This is a genomic window from Aquaspirillum serpens DSM 68 (assembly GCF_000420525.1).
In the GTDB taxonomy this organism is placed as follows: domain Bacteria; phylum Pseudomonadota; class Gammaproteobacteria; order Burkholderiales; family Aquaspirillaceae; genus Aquaspirillum; species Aquaspirillum serpens.
In genome coordinates, this window is the sequence record NZ_ATVC01000003.1 from 50,763 (window position 1) to 74,807 (window position 24,045).

Sequence of the window (24,045 nt, forward strand, 5' to 3'; positions counted from 1 at the left end):
GATTCTGACTCCTGCACAAAAAGGGGACATCTACCAAGCCAGCGTGATTTTTACGCCCTATCGCCCAGTAGTGATTTGCAGTAGTATAAGAAGGATAAAGCAGTGATTTTCACCATTTATTTGTTAGCTGCATTACACTTCTAAGCAATTTTTTTGGGTTTTTAGAAAAAACATGAGAACCAAGCACCACAGTTTTAAAGAGCTCGATAAACTCGACCGCCGCATCCTTAAGGTATTACAACAACAGGGCCGAATTTCAATGACGGAATTGGCCGAACAGGTTGGGCTTTCCACCACACCATGCACCGAAAGAGTGCGGCGCTTGGAACGAGAGGGGGTAATCGAGGGCTATAGCGCTCGGGTCAATCCCAAGGCGTTGGGTTTACCGTTGTTGGTCTTTGTTGAGATTAAACTGGCCTCGAAGTCGGGCGATATTTTTGAAGCCTTCCGCCGCGAAGTATTAAAGCTGCCGCAGATTCTGGATTGCCACTTAGTCAGTGGCGATTTTGACTATCTGATTAAGGCACGAATTCCGGATATGTCACAGTATCGCGAGTTACTTGGCGATATTTTGTTGAAACTGCCGCAAGCAGAAGAATCGCGCAGCTATATCGTGATGGAAGAGGTAAAAGAGACTTTAGAACTGCCCATATGCCTATAACCTACTCCAGAAAACTCACTGGCAAGCACAGGAACCAAGATGCCAACCGGCATCTTGGCTATTTCCTCACCTTTATCGCAGGCGCAATCAACGCCGGTGGATTTTTAGCTGTTCATCAATACACCTCGCACATGACCGGCATTGTGTCCTCAATGGCCGATCATTTGGCTTTGGGTCTATTTCGGCCAGTATTAGCGGGGTTGGGGGTTTTGCTGTCTTTTTTGGTGGGTGCGGCTTGTTCAGCCATCATGGTCAATTACTCACGACGGCGGCAGATGCATAGCGAATATGCACTACCGCTGTTGCTAGAAGCGGTCTTGTTGCTGTGCTTTGGTTTATTGGGAGCACAATTGTCACAGATTGACGGGCTATTTGTTTCACTCACTGTCATGTTGTTAGGCTTTATCATGGGTTTGCAGAATGCAGTTATCACCAAAATATCAAAGGCTGAAATCCGCACGACTCACATCACAGGCATTGTGACTGACATCGGCATTGAGCTCGGCAAACTGACTTATTGGAATAGGCATCAATTTCCACATATCACACCCGTTATTGCCAATCGCTCCCGTCTGACTCTGCTATCGCTATTAGCTGTTTTTTTCTTTGTTGGCGGGGTACTTGGGGCACTGGGGTTTAAATATGTCGGTTATATCGCCACCGTCCCCTTGGCCTGTTTGTTAGTCTTATTAGCAATCGCCCCAGTTTTTGATGACATCCTTTTATTTATTCGCCAAAAAAAAGATAGCCTATGACAAGAATCGGCATAAGCAAATAACCTTCTTGCCGCCAGCCGACAGCAAGGCTCAGGTACACTATCTCTTACTTGTTTTTGAATAGAGTTGATTATGTCGCGTCCGATTTTCCCTGTGCTTGAAGACTTTGTTGGCAATACCCCCTTGGTCAGATTAAAACGACTGACTGGCGACCCAAGCAATGTCGTCTTGGTGAAGTTAGAAGGGAACAACCCTGCTGGTTCAGTCAAAGACAGACCAGCGCTTTCAATGATTCAACATGCCGAAGCGCGGGGAGAGATTCGCCCCGGTGATACGCTGATCGAACCAACCTCCGGCAATACTGGCATTGCCCTAGCGATGGCAGCGGCCATGATGGGTTACCGCATGGTATTGGTGATGCCGGAAAATTCTAGCCGTGAACGGGTTTTAACCATGAAAGCGTATGGGGCAGAAGTGGTATTGACACCGGCGGCCTTATCGATGCCAGGGGCGATTGATGAAGCGCGGCGATTACGCGATGCTGGCAAAGGGGTGATTCTCGACCAATTCGCCAACCCCGATAATCCTTTGGCCCATATCGAGGGCACCGGCCCAGAAATCTGGCGCGATACCTCCGGCACCGTGACCCACTTTGTTTCCAGCATGGGCACCACCGGCACCATCATGGGCACCAGTACCTATCTGAAACAAAAAAATCCCGCCATTCAAATTGTGGGTGTGCAACCCGAACCCGGCAGCCAAATTCCCGGCATCCGCAAGTGGGAAGATGAATATTTGCCCAAAATCTGCGATTACTCACGCATTGACCACATGGCCTATGTCAGCCAAGCCGAAGCAGAAGAAATGGCACGGCGTCTTACCCGTGAAGAAGGCATCCTTGCCGGCCCTTCATCCGGCGGTGCATTGTGTGTTGCCCTGCGCTTGGCACACGAGGTACGCAATGCAGTGATTGTATCTATCGTCTGTGACCGAGGGGATCGCTATTTGTCGACAGGCTTGTTTCCCGATTAAAGTTGTAACCAGTGCTTGAAGATAGACTTATTGCGGTCATGTACTATTGCTAGGCTTAATGATTTGACAAATAACAAGGGAGGCACTGAATGGAGCTGATTTTATGGCGGCATGCAGAGGCAGAAGAAGGTTCAAATGATTTGGCTCGGGTATTAACCCGCCGAGGACAGCAACAAGCAGGACAAATGGCCGCATGGTTACGACCTCGGCTACCAGAGAATTGCCGCATTTTGGTCAGTCAAGCCAAGCGTTCACAACAAACCGCCGCTTTGCTGTCAAAAAGCTATGAAATTTTGCCAGCGATTAACCCTGATGCCACACCAGAAGCGGTGTTGTCGGCTATCGGCTGGCCAGAATCAGAACGACCAGTGCTGCTAGTCGGGCACCAACCTTATATTGGGCAAGTCGTAGCGCAGTTGTTATGTGGTGAACCACAAATGTGGCCGGTGAAAAAAGATGCCGTCTGGTGGTTACAACACCGCGTGCGGCATGGCGTATCACAAACCGTATTAAAAGGCGTGATGGCTGCTGGTCTGCTTGAACCACGCCGCTAACCGCCCCATCTAGCAAAAACCCGCGCCGCCCAGCCTAAGTGCTGGGCGGTGTGCGTTATACTGATCCACTTTTTTGCCGCGCATGGGCAATGATTAAAGAGCGAGATATGAGTGCAGCCATTGAAGTGCAGGGCGTCAGTAAACGGTTCGGCCAGTTCACTGCGCTAAACCAAGTCAGTTTTACTGTCCAACAAGGTGAATTCTTTGCCCTCTTAGGGCCAAACGGTGCTGGCAAAACCACATTGATTTCTTGTTTGGCCGGTTTATCACGCCCCGATCAGGGCGCATTGCGCGTGATGGGGCACGATGTAGTTAGCGACTATCGAGCTGCACGCGCTGCGCTGGGTGTGGTGCCGCAGGAATTGGTGTTCGACCCGTTTCTCACTGTACGCGAAACCCTGCGTTTTCAATCCGGTTACTTTGGTTTACGTAATAACGATGCGTGGATTGATGAAATTTTGCACAAGCTAGGACTGAGCAATAAAGCCGACAGCAATATGCGGGCGCTCTCCGGCGGAATGAAACGCCGTGTGATGGTGGCACAAGCCCTCGTTCATAAACCACCGGTGATTGTGTTGGATGAACCGACCGCTGGGGTGGATGTTGAGTTGCGGCAGAGTTTGTGGACATTTGTGCAAGAGCTCAATCATGCCGGTCACACCATTGTGTTGACCACCCACTATTTAGAAGAAGCAGAAATGCTATGTTCACGCATTGCCATGTTAAAAGCTGGGCAGATTATTGCCCTTGAAGACAAGACGACCCTGTTGGGCCGCGATGCTGGGCGCGAGTTGTGGATTAAAACCGAACCAGCAGGCACCTTGCCAGAGCCGTATCAAGAATGGAAAGTCCGCGAAGAAGAAGGCGGTGTGGTATTGAAATTGCCCTCCATTCAAGCACTCGAACCGCTGTTACAAACTTTGCGCCAGCAAGGACTGATTTTGCGCGATATGCGATTGCGAGAAACCGACCTCGAACACGTATTTGTCAGCATGATGCACAAGGAAATGCAGTGATGTACGGGTTTCAGACGCTATTTAAAAAAGAGATTTTGCGCTTTTGGCGCGTGGGCTTTCAAACGGTTGCTGCACCAGTCTTAACCGCCCTGCTCTATCTATTGGTGTTTTCACATGCCCTTTCCCGTCATGTGGAAGTGTATGCAGGGGTGAGCTATACCGCCTTTCTGATTCCAGGCTTGGTGATGATGTCGATGGTACAAAATGCCTTCGCTAACAGCTCATCCAGCCTGATTCAATCCAAAATCACCGGCAATATTGTTTTTATTCTGTTGCCACCGCTGTCGCATCGTGAGTTTTTTGCTGCCTATTTATTGGCAGCCATTGTGCGTGGGGTTGTGGTGGGAGCGGGGGTGTTGCTCGCCACTGGTTGGATGGCCTTACCACCGGTAGAACACCCACTGTGGGTATTGACCTTTGCTGTGTTGGGTTCAGGCATTTTGGGCGTCTTAGGCATTGTGGCCGGCATTTGGGCGGAGAAATTCGACCAACTGGCCGCATTCCAAAACTTCCTTATCATGCCGCTGACTTTCTTATCTGGGGTGTTTTATTCGGTGCATACCCTACCGCCGTTTTGGTACACCGTCTCTCACCTCAATCCGGTGTTTTATATGATTGATGGTTTCCGCTATGGCTTTTTTGGCGTAGGGGATACCGACCCTTGGCAAAGTTTCACTGTGGTATCGCTGTGTTTCGTGGTGCTGTCGTGGTTGACACTGCATTTACTGAAATCTGGCTATAAACTCAGACACTAACCGACCACCTATTTTTAAAGGAAGTCCAATCTATGGTGACTCCAGAACAAGTTCGCGATTACATCGCTGCCGGCCTCGCCTGTGACCATCTCGAAGTCAGCGGCGATGGTGCTCATTTTGAAGCCGTGATTGTTGCGGCAGCATTTAGCGGCAAAAGCCGTATCCAACAACACCAGTTAGTGTATGCCGCGTTAGGCGAGCGGATGCGCGAAGAAATTCATGCCCTGTCGATGAAAACTTTCTCCCCTGAACAATGGGCAGCGCGCTGATATGGAACAACTGAAAATCACTGGCAACGGCCCACTCCAAGGCGAGATTAAAGTCTCTGGCGCCAAGAATGCTGCTTTGCCCATTTTATGCGCCAGCTTATTGACCGCCGACACCCTGCGCCTGACCAATGTGCCACAGCTACGCGATGTGCGTACCACGCAAAAGCTGTTACAAGGCATGGGGGCGCGGGTGATGACCGACAATGTGCACGAGTTTGAACTGTGCTCGGCCAATATCCACGACACCTGTGCGCCGTATGATTTGGTCAAAACCATGCGCGCATCTATTTTGGTGCTGGGCCCGACTCTCGCTCGTTTTGGTGAGGCCTCGGTTTCGCTTCCGGGTGGATGTGCGATTGGTTCACGACCTGTCGATCAACATATCAAAGGCCTCGCTGCGATGGGGGCGGAAATTGCCATTGAGCATGGTTATGTCAAAGCCAAAGGTAAGCTCAAAGGCGCCCGCATTGTGATGGATATGGTTACCGTGACGGGTACCGAGAATTTATTGATGGCGGCGGTGTTGGCCGATGGCACCACCGTGCTAGAAAACGCCGCCCGCGAACCAGAAGTGTCAGACTTGGCCGAATGCTTGGTCAAAATGGGCGCAAAAATTTCTGGGATTGGCTCGGATCGTTTGGTGATTGAAGGCGTTGAGCGTTTACATGGTGCGGAACATGCCATCATGCCTGACCGGATTGAAGCCGGCACCTTCCTTGTCGCTGGCGCCATGACCCAAGGCCATATTGTGTTACGCCAGGCACGGGCCCGCGATATGGATGTGGTGTTAGATAAGCTGGTGGAAGCCGGTTGTGTGGTAGAAGCCGGTGATGATTGGATTTCATTAGATATGAAATGCCGTCCGAAAGCCGTTGATATCCGCACCCTGCCTTACCCCGCTTTCCCAACCGATATGCAAGCGCAGTTTATGGCAATGAACGCCATTGCCGAAGGCGCTGGCATCATCACCGAAACCATTTTCGAAAACCGCTTTATGCATGTTTCCGAGCTGGCACGGATGGGCGCGAATATCGAGGTGCAAGGCAATACAGCGATTGTGCGTGGTGTGGAAAAACTGTCGGGCGCCACGGTGATGGCAACCGATTTACGCGCCTCGGCCAGTTTGGTGATTGCTGGATTGGTAGCAGAGGGCGACACCATCGTCGATCGCATCTATCACCTTGATCGCGGTTATGAGCATATTGAACAGAAACTTGGCGCAGTTGGCGCTAAAGTAGAACGGCTGAATCGTTAAATTAAGACAAATAGCTGATTCATCGAGAAACCGGAGCCCCGCTCCGGTTTTTATATTTACCATAAAAAATACAAAAAATAGTAGATATACCGTAGTTTCCAGCAGTCATTAAGAAGTCATGCTGTTTTTTTGTTGTTTCTTGACGTTTCCATTAAACTTGACATAAATCAAAAAATCGCAGATAACAGCAACAAGCCTTCATTCTTCGCATGAAATCTTCCCCATGAGCGACTCTTCCCATTCGGATAACTTTGATGTCAAGCTGCACGCACTGCGTAACCTGTATGTGCGAGATTTAAATAGCAAAATCGATGCCCTCGGCGTGACGCTCGAAGAAGCGCGGCGCAGTGGACAAGTCAACGATCTACAGCTCCCTAAACAGCTTGCCCATTCTTTGGCTTCATCCGCCCAAACCTTTGGTTTTCCTGAAGTGATGCGTGGCGCACGCCTGATTGAGCAATATTTGTGTGAGCGTTTAGCGTTAGACCAAGGTTTAGTTCAAAACACATCAGCGGCATGGAAACCTGCTTTTGATGCACTACAGGTATTGCGACAAGCCACCGTGCACAAGCCTGCCCCCAGCCCAGTCAATGAACGCTCAACCGCCTTTTTATTAACACCAGAGCATGGCAATCCTGAACGTGCTCTGTTGTTAATCGAAGAGAATTCACACGGTGGGCGCGACTTAAGCAGTCAATTTGGCTATCTCGGCTATCAAGTGGAAAGTATTGCGCATGGTCAACAACAGAATAGCTGTGAGCATTTTCTGTTTCAAAAACCACGCGCTATCTTGATCGACACCGACGACCGCGAACCCATTTCCTATCAGGCCTATCTGAATAATCTTGGACTGCCCCATGCGGCAGATGATGAAACCCCGATTATTTTTCTGTGTAACCACAACCATATCAATGCCCGTCTTGCTGCGTTGCGGGCCGGTGGCAGTGCTTTTTTCAATAAGCCGGTGGATGTTGGGGTGTTGATTGATGCAGTAGATCGTCTGACTCGTTTAACTGATTTACCACCGTTGCGGGTGATGATTGTTGAAGATCAGGAACACATGGCCCGCTTTTATGCCTCGGTTTTGCGGCAAGGTGGGTTTGAGGTACGGGTGGTATTAGATGCGATGACGGTGCTGGAGAATTTGGAAGAATTCGAGCCCGATTTGCTGCTCATTGATATGTATATGCCCTATTGCAGCGGCACGGAACTGGCACAGATTATTCGGCAACAAGAGGCATTTATCAGTGTACCGATTGTGTATTTATCGGCAGAAACCGATGTTGCCGCTAAGCTAGAGGCCATGCGTTTAGGGGGTGATGACTTCATCAGCAAACCGGTTGACCCGAGTTTTTTGATTTCCACTGTTCGCACGCGCACCTTGCGCCACCAACACATTCGGCAACATATTGTGCGTGACGGTCTCACCGGCTTGCTCAATCACACGCGCTTTAAAGAGCAAATCAATATTGAAATCGCCCGTGCCCGCCGTCTACAACAGCCATTAAGCTTGGCGATGATCGACATCGATCACTTTAAGCATGTGAATGACACCTATGGCCATCCTGCCGGTGACCGCGTGTTGCGCTTGTTAAGCCGTTTTTTAGAGCGTCGCTTGCGTTGTACCGATGTCTGTGGTCGCTTTGGGGGCGAGGAGTTTGGGGTGTTGCTGACGAGTGCTGATGCAGAACAGGCAGCGAAGGTGATGGATACGCTGCGTGAGGATTTTTCGCAGTTGGAACAGACGGCAGAGCAACAAGCGTTTCATGTGACGTTCAGTTGTGGCATTGCCGATCTCAGCGCCGCCACCGACGCCACCCAGCTCATTCGCCAAGCCGACCGCGCCCTCTACCGCGCCAAACACGGTGGCCGTAACCAAGTCCGCATCGCGACTTTGTTTAACGACTAAGTTACGCAACAATTATGTCATGACAGGTAGCCAAACCGCTTCTTGTTCGAGCGCCAGTCCGGATTGGCGCATTTGTTCGGTTAGCGGGCCCAGATAATCAGGCAACTGCAGAACAGCACTGGTGAACTCCCGAAGCGTATCCTGCCATAGCCGCTGGCTACCATAGCGTGCCAGTTTGCTTTGCCAGTCGGGCATCAGCCAGCATTCGCAAGTGTCGCCAAGCTGCGCAAAGAGTCGCGCGAAATTGGCCAGCCCCACGCCGTCATAGTCCGGGAACAGTACGACATGGCTTGCACGCGGGCGCTGCCCCAGCCAAGCGAGAAGCCGGCCATCAAGCTGTCCGCCGTAGTACAGCAGGGTGGCTTGCGTTCCTACTGGCAGCCAATCCGTGCGGTCAAACAGCGCCTGGTTCTCCACCAGCCAGAGCGGCTGCCCGCTTTGCCAGGTGTCGCCAGTTTCAATGCGCAGGCTGGCAGCCCCGAAGTGGTGCGTGAGCTGGCTGAGTGGCAGTTCGCTCCCGTGTTCGCCTTGCCGCCAGAGAACCTTTTCGCCAACGGCCTTGAACAAGGGGTAGTAGCACTCATGCTGATGATTGCGCGCTTTGCTGTCGCGCGCGTGGGCGATGTGTTGCGCCCGCAGCGGCAGGTCGTCCGTGGCCAGCATCCCGACTTGGGGGGAGAGTGCGCTCAGATGGATATCGAATAGTCGCGGATCGCTGACACGGTAAACATCACCGCGCCCCTGACGCTGGCAGATTACCGCTCCTGTCTGCCGGGCAAAGCGATCCAGAGCGCTGCGCTGAGCGGCGGTGAAATAGCTGGCCGGCAGGGCTTGTTGGCCATGCAGCTTGAGCAAGGCTGCGCGCAGGGTTCGATCCATACTCAGGCATCCAGCGGTTCGATGACCTGCCAGCTATGGCGGCTGATCTGGTTGCTGCCGTTGCGCGTGTGAATCGGCACGCAGTAGCGCACGGTCGTCAGCGGCGCGGGCGAGGCAAAAATCAACGAGAAGCCGAACTCCGCCGCCGTGTCGATCAGGCAGCGCTGATTGCGGGCGTCCAGGGCCAGTGCCTCGTCCAGATAGCAGATGCCCTGGATGGGGCGACGCTGATCCTGCATCAGATGCAGCATCGCCAGCCCCGTCACCAGTTTGGCCATCAGCACGGTGCCATTGGAGGCGGCACTGTCGAGGTCATCGAAGGCTTCCGGCTCGCGGTCTGCCTTGCCGACCCAGAAGCGCAGGCGAAACAGGTCGGCCACGCGCAGGCCGTGGCGGGCGTTGCCCTCTTCGATCAGCAGGGTCTTGGCGCGATTGAGTTGATCATCGTCGAGTACGCTCTGCTGGTTGAACAGCTCGAAGGTTTCGCCACTGTCCACCGTCGCAGCGGTATTGATCAGCAGCTCGATGGCCTCGACCAGAATGGCTTCGTCTTCGGGTTCGATCTTGAATACTGCCAGATCGGAAAGTTGCCGGCCGCTGATCTTGCGGTTGAACTCGCGCATCCGGCGCTTGAAAGCAAACAGGCCGTCGCGCAGTTCGCGCAGGCAGGCGGCCACATTCACCACCGCCGAGCGTACCTTCTTTTCCAGGGCTGCGGCTTCCTGCGGCAGGTGATGGGCGAATTCAACGAGACGAACAATCTCGCTTTCCGGTTCGCCGACAAACTGATACTTGGTCAATCCGCCGCTATGGATTTCACCCAGCAGATGGCGGATCTGCTCATCCAGCTCCAGCAACTGGCGGCAGTCGACCTGATAGGTCTGCAGTCGCTCAGCCAGTTGCTCCAGCGCGAACTCGGGCTGGGCCAACCAGGGGCGGTGCAGCAAATCGGCCAGCCAGGTGAAGGGGCCTTCGTGGTCGACTCGCTGATGACGGCGTTGCTCGATCTGCCGGTGTTGCTGCTGCAAGGCCGCTAAATCCTGCTGCCGCTGCTGCCGCTGCTGATCCAGTGCGCGGTGCCGCTCTGCCGACTGGGCCAAATGGGAGCCGAGTTCGGCGAGCCTTTCCGCCAGTGTCTGCAGCCGTGTCTTGCGCTCGGCCTCGCCCTGCTGCAATTCCTCCATCTGCGCGTAGTCTCGCAGTTCGGCATCCAGCTGTGCCAGTTGCTGTTCCAATGCCTGGCGCTGTTGCTTGACCTGCTCCAGGGCTTGGGCGGTGGCCAGTTGTTCTTGTAGCTGAGCCTGCTGTTGCTGCAGCTCCTGCTGCAATTCGCTCAGTTCCGCCAAGGTGCGTTGCTGGTACTGTGCCGGCAGGGCTTCCAGCCGCAGTTGCAGGCCAGGCAAGTTGAGTTGCCCAGTATCTGCATCGGCCAAGGCCGCCAGCAGGGCCTGGCCATCAAGACGGAAATCTTCGTTGTCCAAGGTCAGTACCGGCTTGGCCAGCACCTTGTTCAGCGCGTTGAGTTGTTCCGCAGATACGACGCCGGCCAGTTGCTGATAGAGGTTCTGCCCCTGGGTGCGCAACTCCTGCGCCAGCTGCGCGGATTCCCTTTCGATCCGGGCCAGCTCGCGCTCGATGGCCGCAGGCGTGCGGCTCTGGGCCTGGCCGATCCGTACCACCAGCGCATCCCGTTGTTCCTGCAGCTCGCGCCGGCGCGCTTCCAGCAGGGCGCGGTCGGGGATCAAGGCAAAACGCTGCTGCAAGGCGCGCAATTGTTCGCTTTGCTGGCGGAGCTGCTTTTGTTCCAGCTCGCATTGATTCTGCTCGCGTGCGGCCTGTATGTCCTGTTCGCGCAGGCGGGTTAGCTCGACTTCGCACTGTGCCAACTCATGCTGCAAAATTTGCTGGCAGGTCTCGTAATGCTGCTGCCACTGGCTCAGTGCCGCGTCGATCAAGGGGCGCCAGCACAGCAATTTGCCGCGCAACACCAGGCGGGCTTCCTGCTTTTGTTCCAGTTCGTTCAAGGTGGCTTGCAGCCGCACGGCGGCCAGGTACTGGCTGCGTTCGGCGTTGAGGTCGGCAAACGCCTTGTCCCATTCCGCCTTGAAGTCGATGCTGGCATCCGGCAGATCGCGCCGGAAAATCTGCAGCAGATAGTCCTTGACCTCGCTGGAGCGCAGTTTGTCCAGGCGCAGCGTGCGGGTCAGCACCCGCTGAAAAACGCTGGCATCGCTGGCGTGCTCCAGCCGGAAAACGCAGAAATCCTGCTCGCTGGCAAACTTGCGGTTGCGCCCGCCATACACCATGTCGGCAAATTCGCTGCTGCTGTAGCTGAACACCCTGCGCCCAAAGCTCGCCAGATGGCTGGCCAGTTGCGGTTGTGCCACCAAGGTGCCATCCGGCAGGCAGAACTCCTCGACCTTCAGCGGCCCGGCATAGGCGAAATACTCGTACTCGAAGCTCACCCCTTTGCCCACGCAGCCCAGCACGACGGTGCCGGACTCCGGCAGCGACACCTCCAGCAGCACATAGGCGCTGTTGTTGGGGAAATAGAAGCGCCGGCTCTTGTCCACATCGTGCGCCCCGAAATCCATACGGCGGCGGTCGATGATCAGCAGAAACTGCAGGGCATTGATCAGGCTGGTCTTGCCGGTGTTGTTGGGCGCCACCAGAGAGACCGCACCATCGAGCGGCAGCTCGGCACGCGAGTAGCCGGCGCTGCCCAGCAGGACCAGACGTTGGAACCCGTACTGCATCAGGTGTTCTCCTCGTCGTCTGGTGCATCCGCAGTCCAGTCTTCCGCTGCAGGCGTGCTCTCTTCGTCGCCATCGGTCTTGGCCGTCAACGCCAGGCTTTCGAAATGATCGAGGTAACGGCATACAGCGGGCAGCAGTCGCCAGCCCGCTGGCTCTGGCACGGCAAAGCCGAGGTTGCAGGCGCGGCCCAGCAGCTCCACCAGGGCGTCGGCGTTGAGGCCCTCGGCATCCAGCAGGTCTTGCTGTTGCTTGTAAACCTCGGCCAGCCAGGCACTGTCGATCAGCCAATCGGTAAAGCGCTGCAGGGCCTTGCCGGCGTTGGCCTGGGCATCGAAGATCACCATGAACAGCAAGGCCAGCTGGCGGCTGATCTTGCCGATGTTGCTGTTGGCGTCACTGTTGTGAAACCAGGCAAAGCCCCTGGCATCCAGGCGCAGTTCGAACCCCAGCGCGGCAAACAAGCCGACATAGCTGGCCTCGTGCTGTTCCAGCTCCGCCCACAGCGCGGGCTCGGCCATTCGATTCAGGTGTTTGCCGGAGAGAAACAAGCGGAACAGCTCGGCCAATGCCGGCATTTGCGACAGAGCGGCTGCCAGAGCGTGTGGGATCGTCATGGCAAGCTACTCACACGATGAGGGTGATGCAGGACGCGAATCGTCTGCAGCGTGGTTTTTTCAGGCTGGCTGGCTGCCTCGAACTGCCAGCCGGGCTCATGTTGCAGGTCATGGAACAGGCGCAGCAGGGTGGCATCCTGCAGGTGGGCGTAATGGCGGTGCAGCCAATCGAGCAGATTTTCCACCGGCAGGCTGCGGGCCAGATGCGCACGAATAGCGGCTTCGTCCACCTGCTCCAGCAAGGGAGCGTCATCGCCAGGCTCATCCTTCGGAAAGGCCACCGCCTGCGGCTGGTATTGGTGCGCGGCAGCCATGACTGCCCGTACCTCATCGCCCAATTGCAATTTGAAACCGCGCTCATTGCGCCAGACGGGGAGTGCGGTCTCATCCGCCGGGCGCGACAGTGCGCGACGCAGGCCGCGTTTGCGCACCTGCCCCAACAGCAAGCTGATGGCACTGGTCAGTGCGTTGTGCTGACGCAGCTCTTCGCGCAGGGGCAGCAGTGTATCGGCGCACTGTTGCGCAACCAGCCGGCCAAAGCGCCGCAGCTCCTTGGCCTGGTGCGCCACCTGACGTAACTGCAGGCGATGCGAGTAGAGCGCACCCTGTACCGACAATTGCTCTAGGCTCAAGTCGAGCGCACGCTCCGCTTCTTCCAGATAGCGGTAGAAAGTGCCCTGCAAGCCGCTGTCCATCATCTGGTTCATCGGCTCCACATAATGATCGTAGGCTTCCAGCACCTCGCGGTAGCGCTGGCTGATCGGCATGCTGCTGTCGGCGCTTTTGGCGTTTTCCGCCAGCTCAAAGAGCGCGTGCCGGTCCTGATCGAGCTGCAGACTGATCTGGCGGAAGAGTTCTGCCAGCTTGTTGGCGGCTCCGCGCACGCGATCCATGTCGGCCCCGAGCATCCCTTCATTGAGTGCTTCGGTGGCTTCACGGATGGCCGCAACACGCGCCTGCAGTACGGCAGCCAGGCCCAGCTCATGTTCACGGGTGAGGCCGCGCACGAACTCCAGCACATAGGCATTAAGCTGCAGATCGCTGCTGCGCGGCAAGGTTTGCAGGATGTCCGCATTGACCAAGGCACGCAGCACCGTCCCCTGCGCTTCGGCATCCCGTTGCCCGGATACCTTGGCAATACCGTTCAACACCTGATCGCTGGTCAGCACGGCAAACTCGCGCGACAGCCGCACCAAAAGCTCCACGGTATCCCAATGGGTGTAAAGCGCGTAGACCAGCGAGCGAGGGTTGGCCATCATGTTAATTTAGCCTCCGGACTGTGGAGGCGTGGGGGGCGTTTGAGATACAGTGACGACATGCTATTACCCATCAGTGGCACATGACAGCAGTAAAGCTATGATTTGATATCAAACATATAGCTCAAAATTTTAATAAAAAATATGTCATGAAGAAAAATTTTCTTTCATCATACTTTTATTGCGATATCCACCACCGCCGCAATATCCGCCTAGATGGGTATGACTATACGCAGGCCGGTGCATATTTCATCACCATCTGCACGTATGAGCGGGAATGCCTGTTTGGTAATGTTGTCGAGGGCAACATGCAGCTGAATGATCTTGGGCGCATTGTTGCCGATGAATGGCTAAAAACTGCCGACATTCGTCCAGAAATCGGATTGGATGCGTGGGTGGTAATGCCCAACCATTTCCACGGCATCGTAGTCATGATCAATGGTAGGGGCACGGCGCGCCGTGCCCCTACAACGGAACAATTCGGTAAGCCGGTTGCCGGTTCGATTCCAACTATCATTCGATCATTCAAATCTGCCGCTACCAAACGCATCAACGAATTTCGCCATACACCAGGCATGCCCGTGTGGCAACGCAACTATTACGAACACATCATCCGCAATGAAACTTCACTGGCAAAAATACGGGAATACATCATCAACAATCCGCAGCAATGGGAATTGGATCGAGAGAACCCTACAAATATCAGGACTGATTAGCCTGCGTGAGAAAGTGTCTGTGGATTGGGCACACCGGGATTCTGCCCGTGCCCGAATGCGAGTGCTATTTACTATGATAAAAAAACCCCGTATCCACGGGGCTTTTGTCGATTTCAGTAATGTAGCGACAAACAGATTCAATCGCCTGAAATCACCAACGCAAATCAAACGTTAAACAAGAAGTGCATCACATCGCCATCTTGCACAACGTATTCTTTGCCTTCGACGCGCATTTTGCCGGCTTCTTTTGCTTTGGCTTCGCCGCCAAACTGAATAAAGTCGGGGTAGCTGATGACTTGGGCGCGGATGAAACCACGCTCAAAATCCGTGTGAATCACACCGGCGGCTTGCGGTGCGGTGTCGCCTTTATGGATCGTCCAAGCGCGCACTTCTTTGACACCGGCAGTGAAATAAGTTTGCAGACCCAATAAATCATAACCAGCACGAATCAGACGATTTAAGCCGGGCTCTTCCAAACCCATTTCAGCCAAAAACTCTGCTTTATCTGCATCATCTAAATCAGCAATTTCCGATTCCATCGCCGCGCACAAGGCCACCACCGGCGCACCCTCTTTTGCCGCCAAGACTTTCAAACGGTCGAGGTGAGGATTATCACCAAAACCATCTTCTGCCACGTTCGCCACATACATCGCTGGTTTAATCGTTAACAAGCAGCACGGTTTTAACAGCTCAATTTCTTCTACATCTAACGACAAACTACGAACAGGCAAACCTTGATCGAGATGGGCGCGGACTTTTTCTAAAATGGCAATCAGCCGAATCGCTTCTTTATCGCCCGATTTCGCTTTTTTCCCATCACGAATAATCGCTTTTTCCACTGTGGCTAAATCCGCCAGCGCCAGCTCAGTACCAATGGTTTCGATATCAGCAATCGGATCAACCTTACCCGCCACATGCACCACATTATCATCATCAAAACAACGCACGACATTCACAATGGCGTCGGTTTCGCGGATATTAGCCAAAAACTGATTGCCTAAGCCTTCACCGCGTGAAGCACCAGCCACTAAACCGGCGATGTCTACAAACTCAACAATCGCGGGTTGTACTTTTTGTGGTTTAACAATCGCGGCCAGCTCAGCCATCCGAGGATCAGGCACTTCAACAATCCCGACATTCGGTTCAATCGTACAAAACGGATAATTTGCGGCTTCGATGCCGGCTTTGGTGAGGGCGTTAAATAGCGTTGATTTACCTACGTTAGGCAAACCGACAATGCCGCATTTCAAACTCATGCTTACAATCCTTGAGAAAATATCAATCAACAAGACCGAGTTAAATGGTCTGTACCACGGCAGATTGTATCATTCTTGACTTCTTCCCCTCCCTAAAGAGCGGGGATTCCTTGCCTCGGTCCAACAGACTCAACCGAACAGTTCGCTGTGGGAGCCAAGGCGAGCCAATCGAAGCGTGTCAGCATCCGGCTTGCGGTAGATCAACAGGAGGTCGGGCTTAAGGTGACATTCACGATAACCTGCCCAATCTCCGCTCAAGTCGTGGTCGCGAAATTTGGCATCAAGTGGCTGGTCGGTCACGAGCACCATGAGAACAGACCTCAAATCACTATCAAGTGTAGCCCGATGCAGTCCCTTGGCCTCGCGCTTATAGTCGCGTTTGAAGGCTGTGGCACGCTCAATCATCCGCATGTAGGTCTTTCATCAGGTCATCAACGCTGACAAAACGCTCTGCTTTTCCGGCCTCGAGTTCGGCAATGGCCTTGCGCGTAGTGGCATTCGGGGCCTTTACATCAAAGGGCATCCGGCGTTCATCAGCAATGCGCAACATCAGCAAACGAATCGCATCAGAGATAGACAAGCCCATTGCCTCCAGCGCATCAGCGGCACGTTCCTTAGTATGCGCATCAATACGGGCTCGGACATAGGTATTGGAGGTAGCCATGGTCATTTCACTTGAAGGTTTTAGAAGTTTGATTGTAGTCATACTGAGACTACAAATCAAAAATCGAACCTGCTGACGCGGTGAACAGCAAACACCTCAATTAGGCTATTCACGCTCTTGACCTCAATCTAAACCCAAGATTTTCCACGCAGTGGGTTACAAGGCGGCATACGGTAGGAAGCACAGAACGCAAAAAAGCCCAGCGTGTGCTGGGCTTTTCTTAAATTCTGGTGGCGAATCAGGGACTCGAACCCCGGACCTGCGGATTATGATTCCGTCGCTCTAACCAACTGAGCTAATTCGCCAATCGAGGAGTGCATATTAGAATGCTTTAGAGGTGATGTCAAGCCCCCAATGCAGATTTTTCGATCAATTCTGTCGGCCAGCTTAAAATCAACCGCGCTCCACCCAACGGTGCATCTTCGATCAACACCTGCCCCTGATGGCCTTCTAATACTTTTTGCACAATCGCCAACCCCAAACCATGCCCCCCAGTGTGGCGGCTGCGTGCTTCATCAAGACGCGCAAAGGGCCGCAATACGGTTTCACGAGCATGGACAGGAATTCCCGGCCCATCATCATCAACCCAAATCTGGGTTTGACCTTGCTGTTGCACTAAACGAATCTCGACCGCCGACTCACCATAACGGCGCGCATTATTGACCAAATTCATCACTGCCCGCCCCATATAATAGGTGTCGATAGCAGCAATCGGATCTTCATCACCTGTGAGGTTTTGAATGGCTGGGGGAGCTTGTTGCCAGCTCAATTCAGCCAAAATCTGCTCTAACCACGGCAACATTGCTACCGGATGCCGTTCTAGACTCATCTCCGGTTGATCCAGACGGCTAAAAATCAATAACTCTTCGGTCATCTCATTTAAGTTGTCTAAATCACGCTCAATTTGGTGCATGATTTTTTGCGCCAGCGGGTCGGGGGTGGTGCCGCGCAGGGCTTCTAGGCGATAGCGCAAGCGCGCAATGGGTGTGCGTAGATCGTGTGAAATGCCGTCAATCAGCGTTTTTCGGGTTTGCACCATCTCGCCCATACTGCGCGCCATGTGGTTAATCGCCTGCGCCAGATCAGCCAAAGGTGAAGTATCAGGCAGATGGGCGCGGGCAGAAAAATGCCCCTGCCCGAGTTGTTGTGAAACCAACGATAATTCTCGAGCATGGCGTACCAAAGGACGCAGCCATAAAAATGCCGGCACCCCTAATGCTAACGCCAACGACAACACCGCTAACACATCAATCCAATTTAACTTACGAGCAAAAAACAGATAATCCACCGGCCCGATCGTCAACACCGAATCACTTTTGGGGATACGTTGCACATAAACATCGCGCTCGGGTAACAACACAATGCCACCGGCGATTAAAGAGCGGCTGTGTTCATCATTGAGCACATAACGATCTAGGGTTTCAATCGCAATCGGTAAATCGAGCCGTTGTCGTAGATTGGCGACCCGTTGCGGCCATTGTTGTTCTGGCACCTCGCGCAGTTCAATCTCAATCAGCGTTAATGTGGTTTGGAAAACATCGGCCAAATAACGGCGGTTGTTTTCTTTTAAGACATGCTTATAAATCCCCCCCACCACCAAGGCCGAGAGCAGGAAAAAAGCCAATACCCCAAGATAAAACCGCAAGAAAACCCGTTTCATCTATGCCACCGGATCGTTGCGCCACGCATCACCAGCAAACAAATAGCCTTTGTGACGAATGGTTTTAATCCGTTTTGGCTCGGCAGGATCGTCGCCCAATTTTTTACGTAAACGCGAAACAGCAACATCAATCGAACGATCCAGCCCATCGTAATGCACGCCACGCAAGGAGAATAATAAATCTTCTCGTGATAACACTTTTCCGGCATGACAGGCCAACAACCACAGTAAATCAAAATCAGCGGTAGACAGTGAAATAGATTCACCGGCGTAGTGCACGCTGCGGTTAATGCTGTCGATTTGCAAGCTACCAAAATCTAGCACCGCCCGCGCATCATGGGTACCGGTGGTGGTTTGCATCACGGCGGCGGGGGCTTGGGTGGTTTGTTGCCGCAGGTGCGCCCGCAACCGCGCCAGCAATACCGAGGGCGGTGTCGTCTTTAACACATAATCGCTTGCCCCTAATTCAAAACCCAAAATCTGGTTCATATCGCTATTGAGCGAGGTCAGCATCACAATCGGCCCCGCATATTTAGGGCGCAGTTCACGGCAGACAGTCAGGCCATCTTTACCCGGTAACATAATATCGAGCATCACCAAATCAGGTGGGTCGGCCAAAATCGCCTCGACAGCGGTATCACCACGATCAATATGAGTGACGTCTAAGCCATAGCTACGCAGATAGTCGCCGATCAATTCGGCTAAGTCGCGGTCATCCTCGACGAAAACGATGCGCTGCTGCATATCTTTGTTCCACCTTTTGCTTTTGTCTATCGTTTAACCATCGCATTCTAACGCGGCTTGAGCAACACCGGCACAGGGCTGTGCTAAACTTAGCGGTTAACTCATTCTTGCCACTCACAAAATTGGCTGTTCTGCCAATTGTCGGCACTCTCTAGCTAAGACATGATGAAAAAAGTCTACATTAAGACCTTTGGTTGCCAGATGAACGAGTATGACTCGGACAAAATGGTCGATATTCTTGACGCAGAACACGGCGTAGAAAAAACAGACAATCCCGAAGAAGCCGATGTGATTCTGTTTAACACCTGTTCGGTACGCGAAAAAGCACAAGAAAAAGTCTTTTCCGATTTAGGCCGCATTCGCCATCTTAAACAACTCAAACCCGATTTAGTGATTGGTGTCGGTGGCTGTGTTGCCTCACAAGAAGGCGATACCATCGTCAAACGCGCACCGTTTGTCGATGTCGTGTTTGGCCCACAAACCCTACACCGTCTGCCAGAGCTGATCCGTGCCAAACAAACCACCGGTCGCTCACAGATTGATATTACCTTCCCCGAAATCGAGAAATTCGACCACTTACCACCGGCGCGCATTGAAGGCGGCTCAGCATTTGTGTCGATTATGGAAGGCTGCTCGAAGTATTGCTCATTCTGTGTGGTGCCCTACACCCGAGGCGAAGAAGTCTCGCGCCCACTCGATGATGTGCTGGTGGAAATTGCTGGACTGGCACAACAAGGGGTGAAAGAAATTGTCTTGCTTGGACAAAACGTCAACGCCTATCGGGGTGAGATGGCTGATGGCGAAATCGCCGACTTTGCCTTGTTGCTGGAATATGTGCATGAAATTCCAGGGGTGGAACGGATTCGCTTTACCACCAGCCACCCACGCGAGTTTACCGACCGTTTAATTGCCTGTTATGAAAAATTGCCGAAATTGGTCAGCCATTTACATTTGCCAGTGCAATCAGGATCAGACCGCATTTTAGCCGCGATGAAACGCGGTTATACCGCATTGGAATACAAATCGATCATCCGCAAATTGCGCGCTGTGCGCCCAGATTTGCATTTATCGTCTGATTTTATCGTTGGCTTCCCTGGGGAAACCGAAGCAGACTTTGCCGCCACGCTTAAGCTGGTCAAAGATTTGGCATTTGATTTTAGCTTTGTCTTTATCTACAGTCCCCGCCCCGGTACCCCCGCTGCCAACCTCAGCGACGATACCTCACATCAAGAAAAAGTACGGCGGTTAGAAGCCTTAAACGAAGTGATCGAGGCCAATGGCTATGCCATTAACCAAAGCATGGTTGGCACGGTGCAGCGAGTCGTGGTCGAGGCCGTTTCAAAACGCGGTGAGAATTTATTAGCAGCGCGCACGGCCAATAACCGCGTTGTTAACTTTGTTGGACACCCGCGCTTAATTCGTCAAATGGTCGATATCCGCATCACACAAGCCTTCCCACACTCTCTAGCCGGAGAAGTGGTCACACAAGAAACTGAATCCACCGCTAGTGTGGGGCAAGGTGTTGCCCTGTGATAGAACACATTGCTTTCACACCCGTTGACAACCTGCGCTTGCAAAATTTATGCGGCGCATTAGATGACAATCTCAAGCAAATCGAAACCGCATTGGATGTTGCCATCTCGCGGCGCAATGAGCGTTTCAAGATTGTCGGTAATCGCGCACGCGAAGCGGCGCAGGTGATCGAATCCTTTTATCTACGGGCACAACGTCCACTAGAGGTGGAAGATATCCAACTGGGGCTGGTTGAGCTGAAACGCTCCACGCTAGGCCAAAATGGGCAAGAGGCTGGTGTGCCGGTGTTATTGACCCGCAAAGGCGAGCTACGCGGTCGCACACCGCGCCAAAATGAATACATTAAGGCGATTGCCGAACATGACATCACCTTTGGCATTGGCCCAGCCGGCACTGGCAAAACCTATCTGGCAGTAGCCTGTGCAGTCGATGCGATGGAGCGTGATGCGGTAAAACGGATTATTTTGGTGCGACCGGCTGTAGAAGCAGGGGAAAAACTAGGCTTTTTACCCGGTGATTTGGCACAAAAAGTCGATCCCTACCTGCGGCCACTTTATGATGCGCTGTACGATTTAATGGGGTTTGACCGCGTCAGTAAGCTATTTGAAAAAAATCTGATTGAAGTAGCACCACTGGCTTATATGCGCGGACGCACCTTAAACCAAGCGTTTATTATTTTGGATGAAGCGCAAAACACCACACCGGAACAGATGAAAATGTTCTTAACCCGCATTGGCTTCGGTTCAAAAGCGGTGATTACTGGTGATATCACCCAGATCGACTTAGCACGACATCAAAAAAGCGGCTTGGTAGAAGTAGAACGAATTTTGGCGCAGGTGCGCGGCATTCGTTTCCATCACTTCCAATCTGATGATGTGGTACGCCATCCTTTGGTACAAAAAATTGTTGATGCCTACGACCGATGGCAGCAACCGCCGGCGAAAGAGGAAAGCCAGTGAAAACGACGAAACAACGCTATCGCTATCAACCCGCGACCTTAGAACTCGACTTTGTTTGTACGGTTGACCACGGCGAGCGGCCCACTTTGCGCCAATTCCGCCGTTGGATTAAAGCCGCCCTCAACCATCGTATTCGCCATGTGCAAATTGGGATTCGGGTGGTTGATGCGGAAGAAGGTCGTTTATTAAACCGCGACTATCGTGGCAAGGACTATGCAACCAATGTGTTGACCTTTGCGTTGCACGAAGGGGGAGATGATATGTTCGCCTTCGTCGGATTACCGTTATTGGGCGATATTGTGTTGTGCCACGAGGTCATTGTCCGCGAAGCGGCAGAACAAAATAAACCCTTGTTAGCACACTATGCCCACATGACGGTACACAGTGTTTTGCACTTGCAAGGGATGGATCACCAAGACGATACCTCGGCAGAAGCCATGGAAGCACTTGAAACAGCCATCCTAGCACGGTTAGGATATGCGGACCCTTACGCTTCGGAGCGCAATTGACCCTCATGGACGATCCCAGTAAACCGTCCTGGCTGGGAACGCCTTTCCGCCTTTTTATTACGTGAACCAGAAGACCGAGAAGAACTGATCGAACTGTTGCACTCGGCTTTTGATCGCAATTTATTCGATGCCGACGCCCTCGCCATGATCGAAGGCGTGTTACAGGTCAGCGAGTTGTGTGTCGGTGACATCATGATTCCGCGCAGTCAGATGGACGTGCTTTCAGTTGATCAAGCCGTCCCCGACTTTCTGCCCTTTGTGATGGAAACCGCCCACTCACGCTTTCCTGTGATTGGTGATAACAAAGATCAAGTGCTGGGCATTTTGCTTGCCAAAGACTTGCTGCGTTACTTCGCCACACCTGACGATTTCGATTTACGCGATAGCCTACGGCCAGCGGTATTTATCCCCGAATCAAAACGGCTCAATGTACTATTGCGTGAATTTCGTGAAACACGGAACCATATGGCAATCGTGGTCGATGAATACGGTGGCGTAGCCGGATTGGTCACCATCGAGGACGTGATTGAACAAATTGTGGGTGACATCGAAGATGAATACGACTTTGATGAAACCGAAGACCATATTGTCCCGCAAAAAAATGGTCTCTATCGCGTCAAAGCAGTCACCGAGCTCGCCGACTTTAACCAAGTGTTTGGCACTGAGTTTAGCGATGAAGATTATGATACCGTCGGTGGACTGGTGGTTTCGCAATTCCGCCACCTGCCCAAGCGTGGAGAGAGTATTCAAATCGGTGAGCTAGAATTTTTGGTGTTGCGCGCCGATAGTCGCCGCATCCACACCTTACAAGTGCAACGCATTCATCACACTACCCCCTCTTCCTGATGCCAGCCACGCTTAGCCGCTATGGCGCGCTCATCCTTTTGGGCGCGCTGTCTGTCGTTTTATTTGCGCCATTTCGGCAAGGCTATCTTGCGCCCTGTCTGCTGGCCGCTGTTTTATTGCTCCTACCTCGACACAGCCCAGCACAGGCCACACGTGGAATGTATCTATGGGCACTCAGTGCCTACTGTGCCAACTTCTATTGGATTTATCACAGCCTACATGACATTGCAGGCTTGCCGGCGGTGTTTGCCATTCCGTTGGTTGCCTTGTTACCGGCATGGCTGGCGTTGTTCCCTGCGGCTGCCGTGTATTTGACGCAAAAACTGTCATGGCGTAATCCCTATTGGCAATGGCTAGTTACCTTGCCAAGCTTATGGACTTTATTCGATTGGATGCGCGGTTGGCTGTTAACCGGCTTTTCTTGGGGTGGGCTCGGTTATAGCCAAATCCCCAATTGGCCGTTAGCAGGTTTAGCACCGTTATTTGGTATTTATGCCGTCACTTGGGCTGTGGTCGCCAGTGCCGGCGCACTGGTTTTACTATGGCAACACCCCAAACACCGACAGTGGGTAGCATTGGGTCTGACGGTGGTATGGGCTGGTAGTTGGGGGCTGAGCCATATTCAGTGGACAGAAGCCAGTGGTAAACCGCTGAGTATCAGTCTGGTGCAGGGCAATATTCCACAAACCTTGAAATGGGAACCGACGATTTTTGCCCATACCCTCGACACCTACACCCAACACATGACAGCAAGCCCAGCCAAGCTGGTGATCTTGCCTGAAACCGCCTTACCAATTTTTTATGATGAATTACCGGCCCATTACTTACAGCCACTGCAAGCGTTATTACAGCAGCAGGGAAAAGAAGTCATCACCGGTATTCCATTGCGCGATAGCAGCGGTGATTACAACGGGGTAATTTCTCTCACCCAACCCACACAACAATACCGCAAAGCACATCTGGTGCCTTTCGGTGAATATGTCCCTCTACCGTGGCTGACTGGTTGGTTATACCGCTATATGAATATGCCAATGTCGGGCTTTGCGCGGGGAGGGGCAGAACAAAAGCCGTTTACAGTCGCCGATCAAAGCATTGCTTTCAATATCTGTTATGAAGACAGTTTTGGCGAAGAATTGCTCGCGGGGGCGCGCTCAGCCACGTTGCTGGCTAATGTGTCGAATCTGGCGTGGTTTGGTCATTCTACGGCGGCAGAACAACATCTCCAGCTCTCGCAAGCACGGGCACTCGAAACCGGCCGCCCGATGCTACGCGCCACGAATACTGGCCTCACAGCAGTGATTGACCAACGAGGGCAAGTGTTACAATCACTGCCTCAATTTCACAATGCGCGCCTAGAAACCTCGGTACAAGGCAGACAAGGTGAAACCCCCTATTTAAGGTGGGGAAATTGGCCAGTGCTTATTGCATTATTACTGGCGATTGTTTTGAGCTTATGTTATCGCCGACCTTTTGATCACCATTGAAT

The 24,045-nt window shown here is 52.9% G+C and carries 22 protein-coding genes, 1 tRNA gene and 2 pseudogenes; 15 read left to right on the top strand and 10 right to left on the bottom strand.

What is annotated here, in order from left to right; genetic code table 11:
• Window positions 1–172 precede the first annotated feature (172 nt).
• The 9 genes and pseudogenes from G465_RS0101160 to G465_RS13010 all read left to right on the top strand — a co-directional run bounded on the left by G465_RS0101160 (window position 173) and on the right by G465_RS13010 (window position 8,167).
• Entirely contained in the window at window positions 173–661 is a 489-nt protein-coding gene (locus tag G465_RS0101160; RefSeq protein ID WP_022652644.1) for an Lrp/AsnC ligand binding domain-containing protein, read from the top strand.
• A pseudogene (locus tag G465_RS0101165) lies at window positions 652–1,386 on the top strand (YoaK family protein); the annotation flags it as partial. The gene G465_RS0101160 and the pseudogene G465_RS0101165, both read left to right, overlap by 10 nt.
• A gap of 123 nt (window positions 1,387–1,509) precedes the next feature.
• Window positions 1,510–2,409 carry a cysteine synthase CysM gene (gene cysM, locus G465_RS0101170; protein ID WP_022652646.1) on the top strand — a complete coding sequence of 300 codons (900 nt, stop codon included), beginning with the start codon at window positions 1,510–1,512 and terminating at the stop codon, window positions 2,407–2,409.
• 89 nt (window positions 2,410–2,498) lie between these two features.
• The gene (locus G465_RS0101175) at window positions 2,499–2,963 is read left to right on the top strand and encodes a SixA phosphatase family protein (protein ID WP_022652647.1); all 465 of its coding nucleotides are present in this window, start codon (window positions 2,499–2,501) and stop codon (window positions 2,961–2,963) included.
• A 107-nt stretch (window positions 2,964–3,070) separates the two neighbouring features.
• Complete coding sequence (locus G465_RS0101180) at window positions 3,071–3,979, top strand: ABC transporter ATP-binding protein (protein WP_027405057.1); 909 nt, start codon at window positions 3,071–3,073, stop codon at window positions 3,977–3,979.
• Window positions 3,979–4,734: an ABC transporter permease gene (locus tag G465_RS0101185; RefSeq protein ID WP_022652649.1), complete on the top strand. Its 756-nt coding sequence runs from the start codon at window positions 3,979–3,981 to the stop codon at window positions 4,732–4,734. Before G465_RS0101180 ends, G465_RS0101185 begins: the two co-directional genes overlap by 1 nt.
• A 32-nt stretch (window positions 4,735–4,766) precedes the next feature.
• On the top strand, window positions 4,767–5,003 hold the full coding sequence (locus tag G465_RS0101190) for a BolA family protein (protein ID WP_022652650.1): 237 nt from the start codon (window positions 4,767–4,769) through the stop codon (window positions 5,001–5,003).
• A gap of 1 nt (window position 5,004) precedes the next feature.
• The gene (murA, locus tag G465_RS0101195; protein ID WP_022652651.1) at window positions 5,005–6,258 is read left to right on the top strand and encodes a UDP-N-acetylglucosamine 1-carboxyvinyltransferase; all 1,254 of its coding nucleotides are present in this window, start codon (window positions 5,005–5,007) and stop codon (window positions 6,256–6,258) included.
• Window positions 6,259–6,481: 223 nt separating this feature from the next.
• Window positions 6,482–8,167 (top strand): diguanylate cyclase, encoded by a 1,686-nt coding sequence (locus G465_RS13010; protein ID WP_022652652.1) that lies wholly within the window; start codon window positions 6,482–6,484, stop codon window positions 8,165–8,167.
• 12 nt (window positions 8,168–8,179) lie between these two features.
• On the opposite strand, the gene G465_RS0101205 is transcribed toward G465_RS13010, so the two are convergent.
• From G465_RS0101205 to G465_RS0101220, 4 genes are read right to left on the bottom strand one after another with little or no spacing between them, the layout of a single operon-like run.
• On the bottom strand, window positions 8,180–9,046 hold the full coding sequence (locus G465_RS0101205) for a DUF7281 domain-containing protein (protein WP_022652653.1): 867 nt from the start codon (window positions 9,044–9,046) through the stop codon (window positions 8,180–8,182).
• A 2-nt stretch (window positions 9,047–9,048) separates the two neighbouring features.
• Window positions 9,049–11,802 (bottom strand): Mks condensin complex protein MksF, encoded by a 2,754-nt coding sequence (locus G465_RS0101210; RefSeq protein WP_022652654.1) that lies wholly within the window; start codon window positions 11,800–11,802, stop codon window positions 9,049–9,051.
• Window positions 11,802–12,416: a condensin complex protein MksE gene (locus G465_RS0101215; protein ID WP_022652655.1), complete on the bottom strand. Its 615-nt coding sequence runs from the start codon at window positions 12,414–12,416 to the stop codon at window positions 11,802–11,804. Before G465_RS0101215 ends, G465_RS0101210 begins: the two co-directional genes overlap by 1 nt.
• Entirely contained in the window at window positions 12,413–13,675 is a 1,263-nt protein-coding gene (locus G465_RS0101220) for an MksB family condensin complex protein (RefSeq protein WP_022652656.1), read from the bottom strand. The genes G465_RS0101215 and G465_RS0101220 overlap by 4 nt, the downstream gene beginning before the upstream one ends.
• Before the next feature lie 146 nt (window positions 13,676–13,821).
• Between G465_RS0101220 and G465_RS0101225 the strand changes: the two genes are divergently transcribed.
• Window positions 13,822–14,388, top strand: a complete 567-nt coding sequence (locus tag G465_RS0101225; protein WP_022652657.1) for a transposase — start codon at window positions 13,822–13,824, stop codon at window positions 14,386–14,388.
• A 164-nt stretch (window positions 14,389–14,552) separates the two neighbouring features.
• Here G465_RS0101225 and ychF read toward each other — a convergent pair whose 3' ends face one another.
• The 6 genes from ychF to rstA all read right to left on the bottom strand — a co-directional run bounded on the left by ychF (window position 14,553) and on the right by rstA (window position 18,712).
• Window positions 14,553–15,644 (bottom strand): redox-regulated ATPase YchF, encoded by a 1,092-nt coding sequence (gene ychF / locus G465_RS0101230; protein ID WP_022652658.1) that lies wholly within the window; start codon window positions 15,642–15,644, stop codon window positions 14,553–14,555.
• A gap of 129 nt (window positions 15,645–15,773) precedes the next feature.
• Entirely contained in the window at window positions 15,774–16,055 is a 282-nt protein-coding gene (locus G465_RS0101235; protein WP_022652659.1) for a type II toxin-antitoxin system YafQ family toxin, read from the bottom strand.
• Complete coding sequence (locus tag G465_RS0101240) at window positions 16,042–16,308, bottom strand: type II toxin-antitoxin system RelB/DinJ family antitoxin (RefSeq protein ID WP_022652660.1); 267 nt, start codon at window positions 16,306–16,308, stop codon at window positions 16,042–16,044. The genes G465_RS0101235 and G465_RS0101240 overlap by 14 nt, the downstream gene beginning before the upstream one ends.
• 228 nt (window positions 16,309–16,536) lie before the next feature.
• Window positions 16,537–16,613 (bottom strand) — tRNA-Met (locus G465_RS0101245).
• Between the two features lie 38 nt (window positions 16,614–16,651).
• Window positions 16,652–17,968 (bottom strand): ATP-binding protein, encoded by a 1,317-nt coding sequence (locus tag G465_RS0101250; protein WP_022652661.1) that lies wholly within the window; start codon window positions 17,966–17,968, stop codon window positions 16,652–16,654.
• Window positions 17,969–18,712 carry a two-component system response regulator RstA gene (gene rstA, locus G465_RS0101255; RefSeq protein ID WP_022652662.1) on the bottom strand — a complete coding sequence of 248 codons (744 nt, stop codon included), beginning with the start codon at window positions 18,710–18,712 and terminating at the stop codon, window positions 17,969–17,971.
• 165 nt (window positions 18,713–18,877) lie between these two features.
• Between rstA and miaB the strand changes: the two genes are divergently transcribed.
• The 5 genes and pseudogenes from miaB to lnt all read left to right on the top strand — a co-directional run bounded on the left by miaB (window position 18,878) and on the right by lnt (window position 24,043).
• Entirely contained in the window at window positions 18,878–20,245 is a 1,368-nt protein-coding gene (gene miaB, locus G465_RS13015; RefSeq protein ID WP_022652663.1) for a tRNA (N6-isopentenyl adenosine(37)-C2)-methylthiotransferase MiaB, read from the top strand.
• Complete coding sequence (locus G465_RS0101265; RefSeq protein ID WP_022652664.1) at window positions 20,242–21,204, top strand: PhoH family protein; 963 nt, start codon at window positions 20,242–20,244, stop codon at window positions 21,202–21,204. The genes miaB and G465_RS0101265 overlap by 4 nt, the downstream gene beginning before the upstream one ends.
• Window positions 21,201–21,713 (top strand): rRNA maturation RNase YbeY, encoded by a 513-nt coding sequence (gene ybeY, locus G465_RS13020; RefSeq protein ID WP_022652665.1) that lies wholly within the window; start codon window positions 21,201–21,203, stop codon window positions 21,711–21,713. The genes G465_RS0101265 and ybeY overlap by 4 nt, the downstream gene beginning before the upstream one ends.
• Before the next feature lie 5 nt (window positions 21,714–21,718).
• Window positions 21,719–22,559 (top strand): annotated as a pseudogene (locus G465_RS0101275) (CorC family transporter).
• On the top strand, window positions 22,559–24,043 hold the full coding sequence (gene lnt / locus G465_RS13025) for an apolipoprotein N-acyltransferase (protein WP_022652667.1): 1,485 nt from the start codon (window positions 22,559–22,561) through the stop codon (window positions 24,041–24,043). Before G465_RS0101275 ends, lnt begins: the two are co-directional and overlap by 1 nt.
• The last annotated feature ends 2 nt before the right edge of the window (window positions 24,044–24,045 follow it).

What these genes read in the sequence shown, in the direction of transcription:
- G465_RS0101160 (WP_022652644.1), top strand. Translation starts at nt 173, where the DNA reads ATGAGAACCAAGCACCACAGTTTTAAAGAGCTCGATAAACTCGACCGC.
- cysM (WP_022652646.1), top strand. Translation starts at nt 1,510, where the DNA reads ATGTCGCGTCCGATTTTCCCTGTGCTTGAAGACTTTGTTGGCAATACC.
- G465_RS0101175 (WP_022652647.1), top strand. Translation starts at nt 2,499, where the DNA reads ATGGAGCTGATTTTATGGCGGCATGCAGAGGCAGAAGAAGGTTCAAAT.
- G465_RS0101180 (WP_027405057.1), top strand. Translation starts at nt 3,071, where the DNA reads ATGAGTGCAGCCATTGAAGTGCAGGGCGTCAGTAAACGGTTCGGCCAG.
- G465_RS0101185 (WP_022652649.1), top strand. Translation starts at nt 3,979, where the DNA reads ATGTACGGGTTTCAGACGCTATTTAAAAAAGAGATTTTGCGCTTTTGG.
- G465_RS0101190 (WP_022652650.1), top strand. Translation starts at nt 4,767, where the DNA reads ATGGTGACTCCAGAACAAGTTCGCGATTACATCGCTGCCGGCCTCGCC.
- murA (WP_022652651.1), top strand. Translation starts at nt 5,005, where the DNA reads ATGGAACAACTGAAAATCACTGGCAACGGCCCACTCCAAGGCGAGATT.
- G465_RS13010 (WP_022652652.1), top strand. Translation starts at nt 6,482, where the DNA reads ATGAGCGACTCTTCCCATTCGGATAACTTTGATGTCAAGCTGCACGCA.
- G465_RS0101205 (WP_022652653.1), bottom strand. Translation starts at nt 9,046, where the DNA reads ATGGATCGAACCCTGCGCGCAGCCTTGCTCAAGCTGCATGGCCAACAA.
- G465_RS0101210 (WP_022652654.1), bottom strand. Translation starts at nt 11,802, where the DNA reads ATGCAGTACGGGTTCCAACGTCTGGTCCTGCTGGGCAGCGCCGGCTAC.
- G465_RS0101215 (WP_022652655.1), bottom strand. Translation starts at nt 12,416, where the DNA reads ATGACGATCCCACACGCTCTGGCAGCCGCTCTGTCGCAAATGCCGGCA.
- G465_RS0101220 (WP_022652656.1), bottom strand. Translation starts at nt 13,675, where the DNA reads ATGATGGCCAACCCTCGCTCGCTGGTCTACGCGCTTTACACCCATTGG.
- G465_RS0101225 (WP_022652657.1), top strand. Translation starts at nt 13,822, where the DNA reads ATGAAGAAAAATTTTCTTTCATCATACTTTTATTGCGATATCCACCAC.
- ychF (WP_022652658.1), bottom strand. Translation starts at nt 15,644, where the DNA reads ATGAGTTTGAAATGCGGCATTGTCGGTTTGCCTAACGTAGGTAAATCA.
- G465_RS0101235 (WP_022652659.1), bottom strand. Translation starts at nt 16,055, where the DNA reads ATGCGGATGATTGAGCGTGCCACAGCCTTCAAACGCGACTATAAGCGC.
- G465_RS0101240 (WP_022652660.1), bottom strand. Translation starts at nt 16,308, where the DNA reads ATGGCTACCTCCAATACCTATGTCCGAGCCCGTATTGATGCGCATACT.
- G465_RS0101250 (WP_022652661.1), bottom strand. Translation starts at nt 17,968, where the DNA reads ATGAAACGGGTTTTCTTGCGGTTTTATCTTGGGGTATTGGCTTTTTTC.
- rstA (WP_022652662.1), bottom strand. Translation starts at nt 18,712, where the DNA reads ATGCAGCAGCGCATCGTTTTCGTCGAGGATGACCGCGACTTAGCCGAA.
- miaB (WP_022652663.1), top strand. Translation starts at nt 18,878, where the DNA reads ATGAAAAAAGTCTACATTAAGACCTTTGGTTGCCAGATGAACGAGTAT.
- lnt (WP_022652667.1), top strand. Translation starts at nt 22,559, where the DNA reads ATGCCAGCCACGCTTAGCCGCTATGGCGCGCTCATCCTTTTGGGCGCG.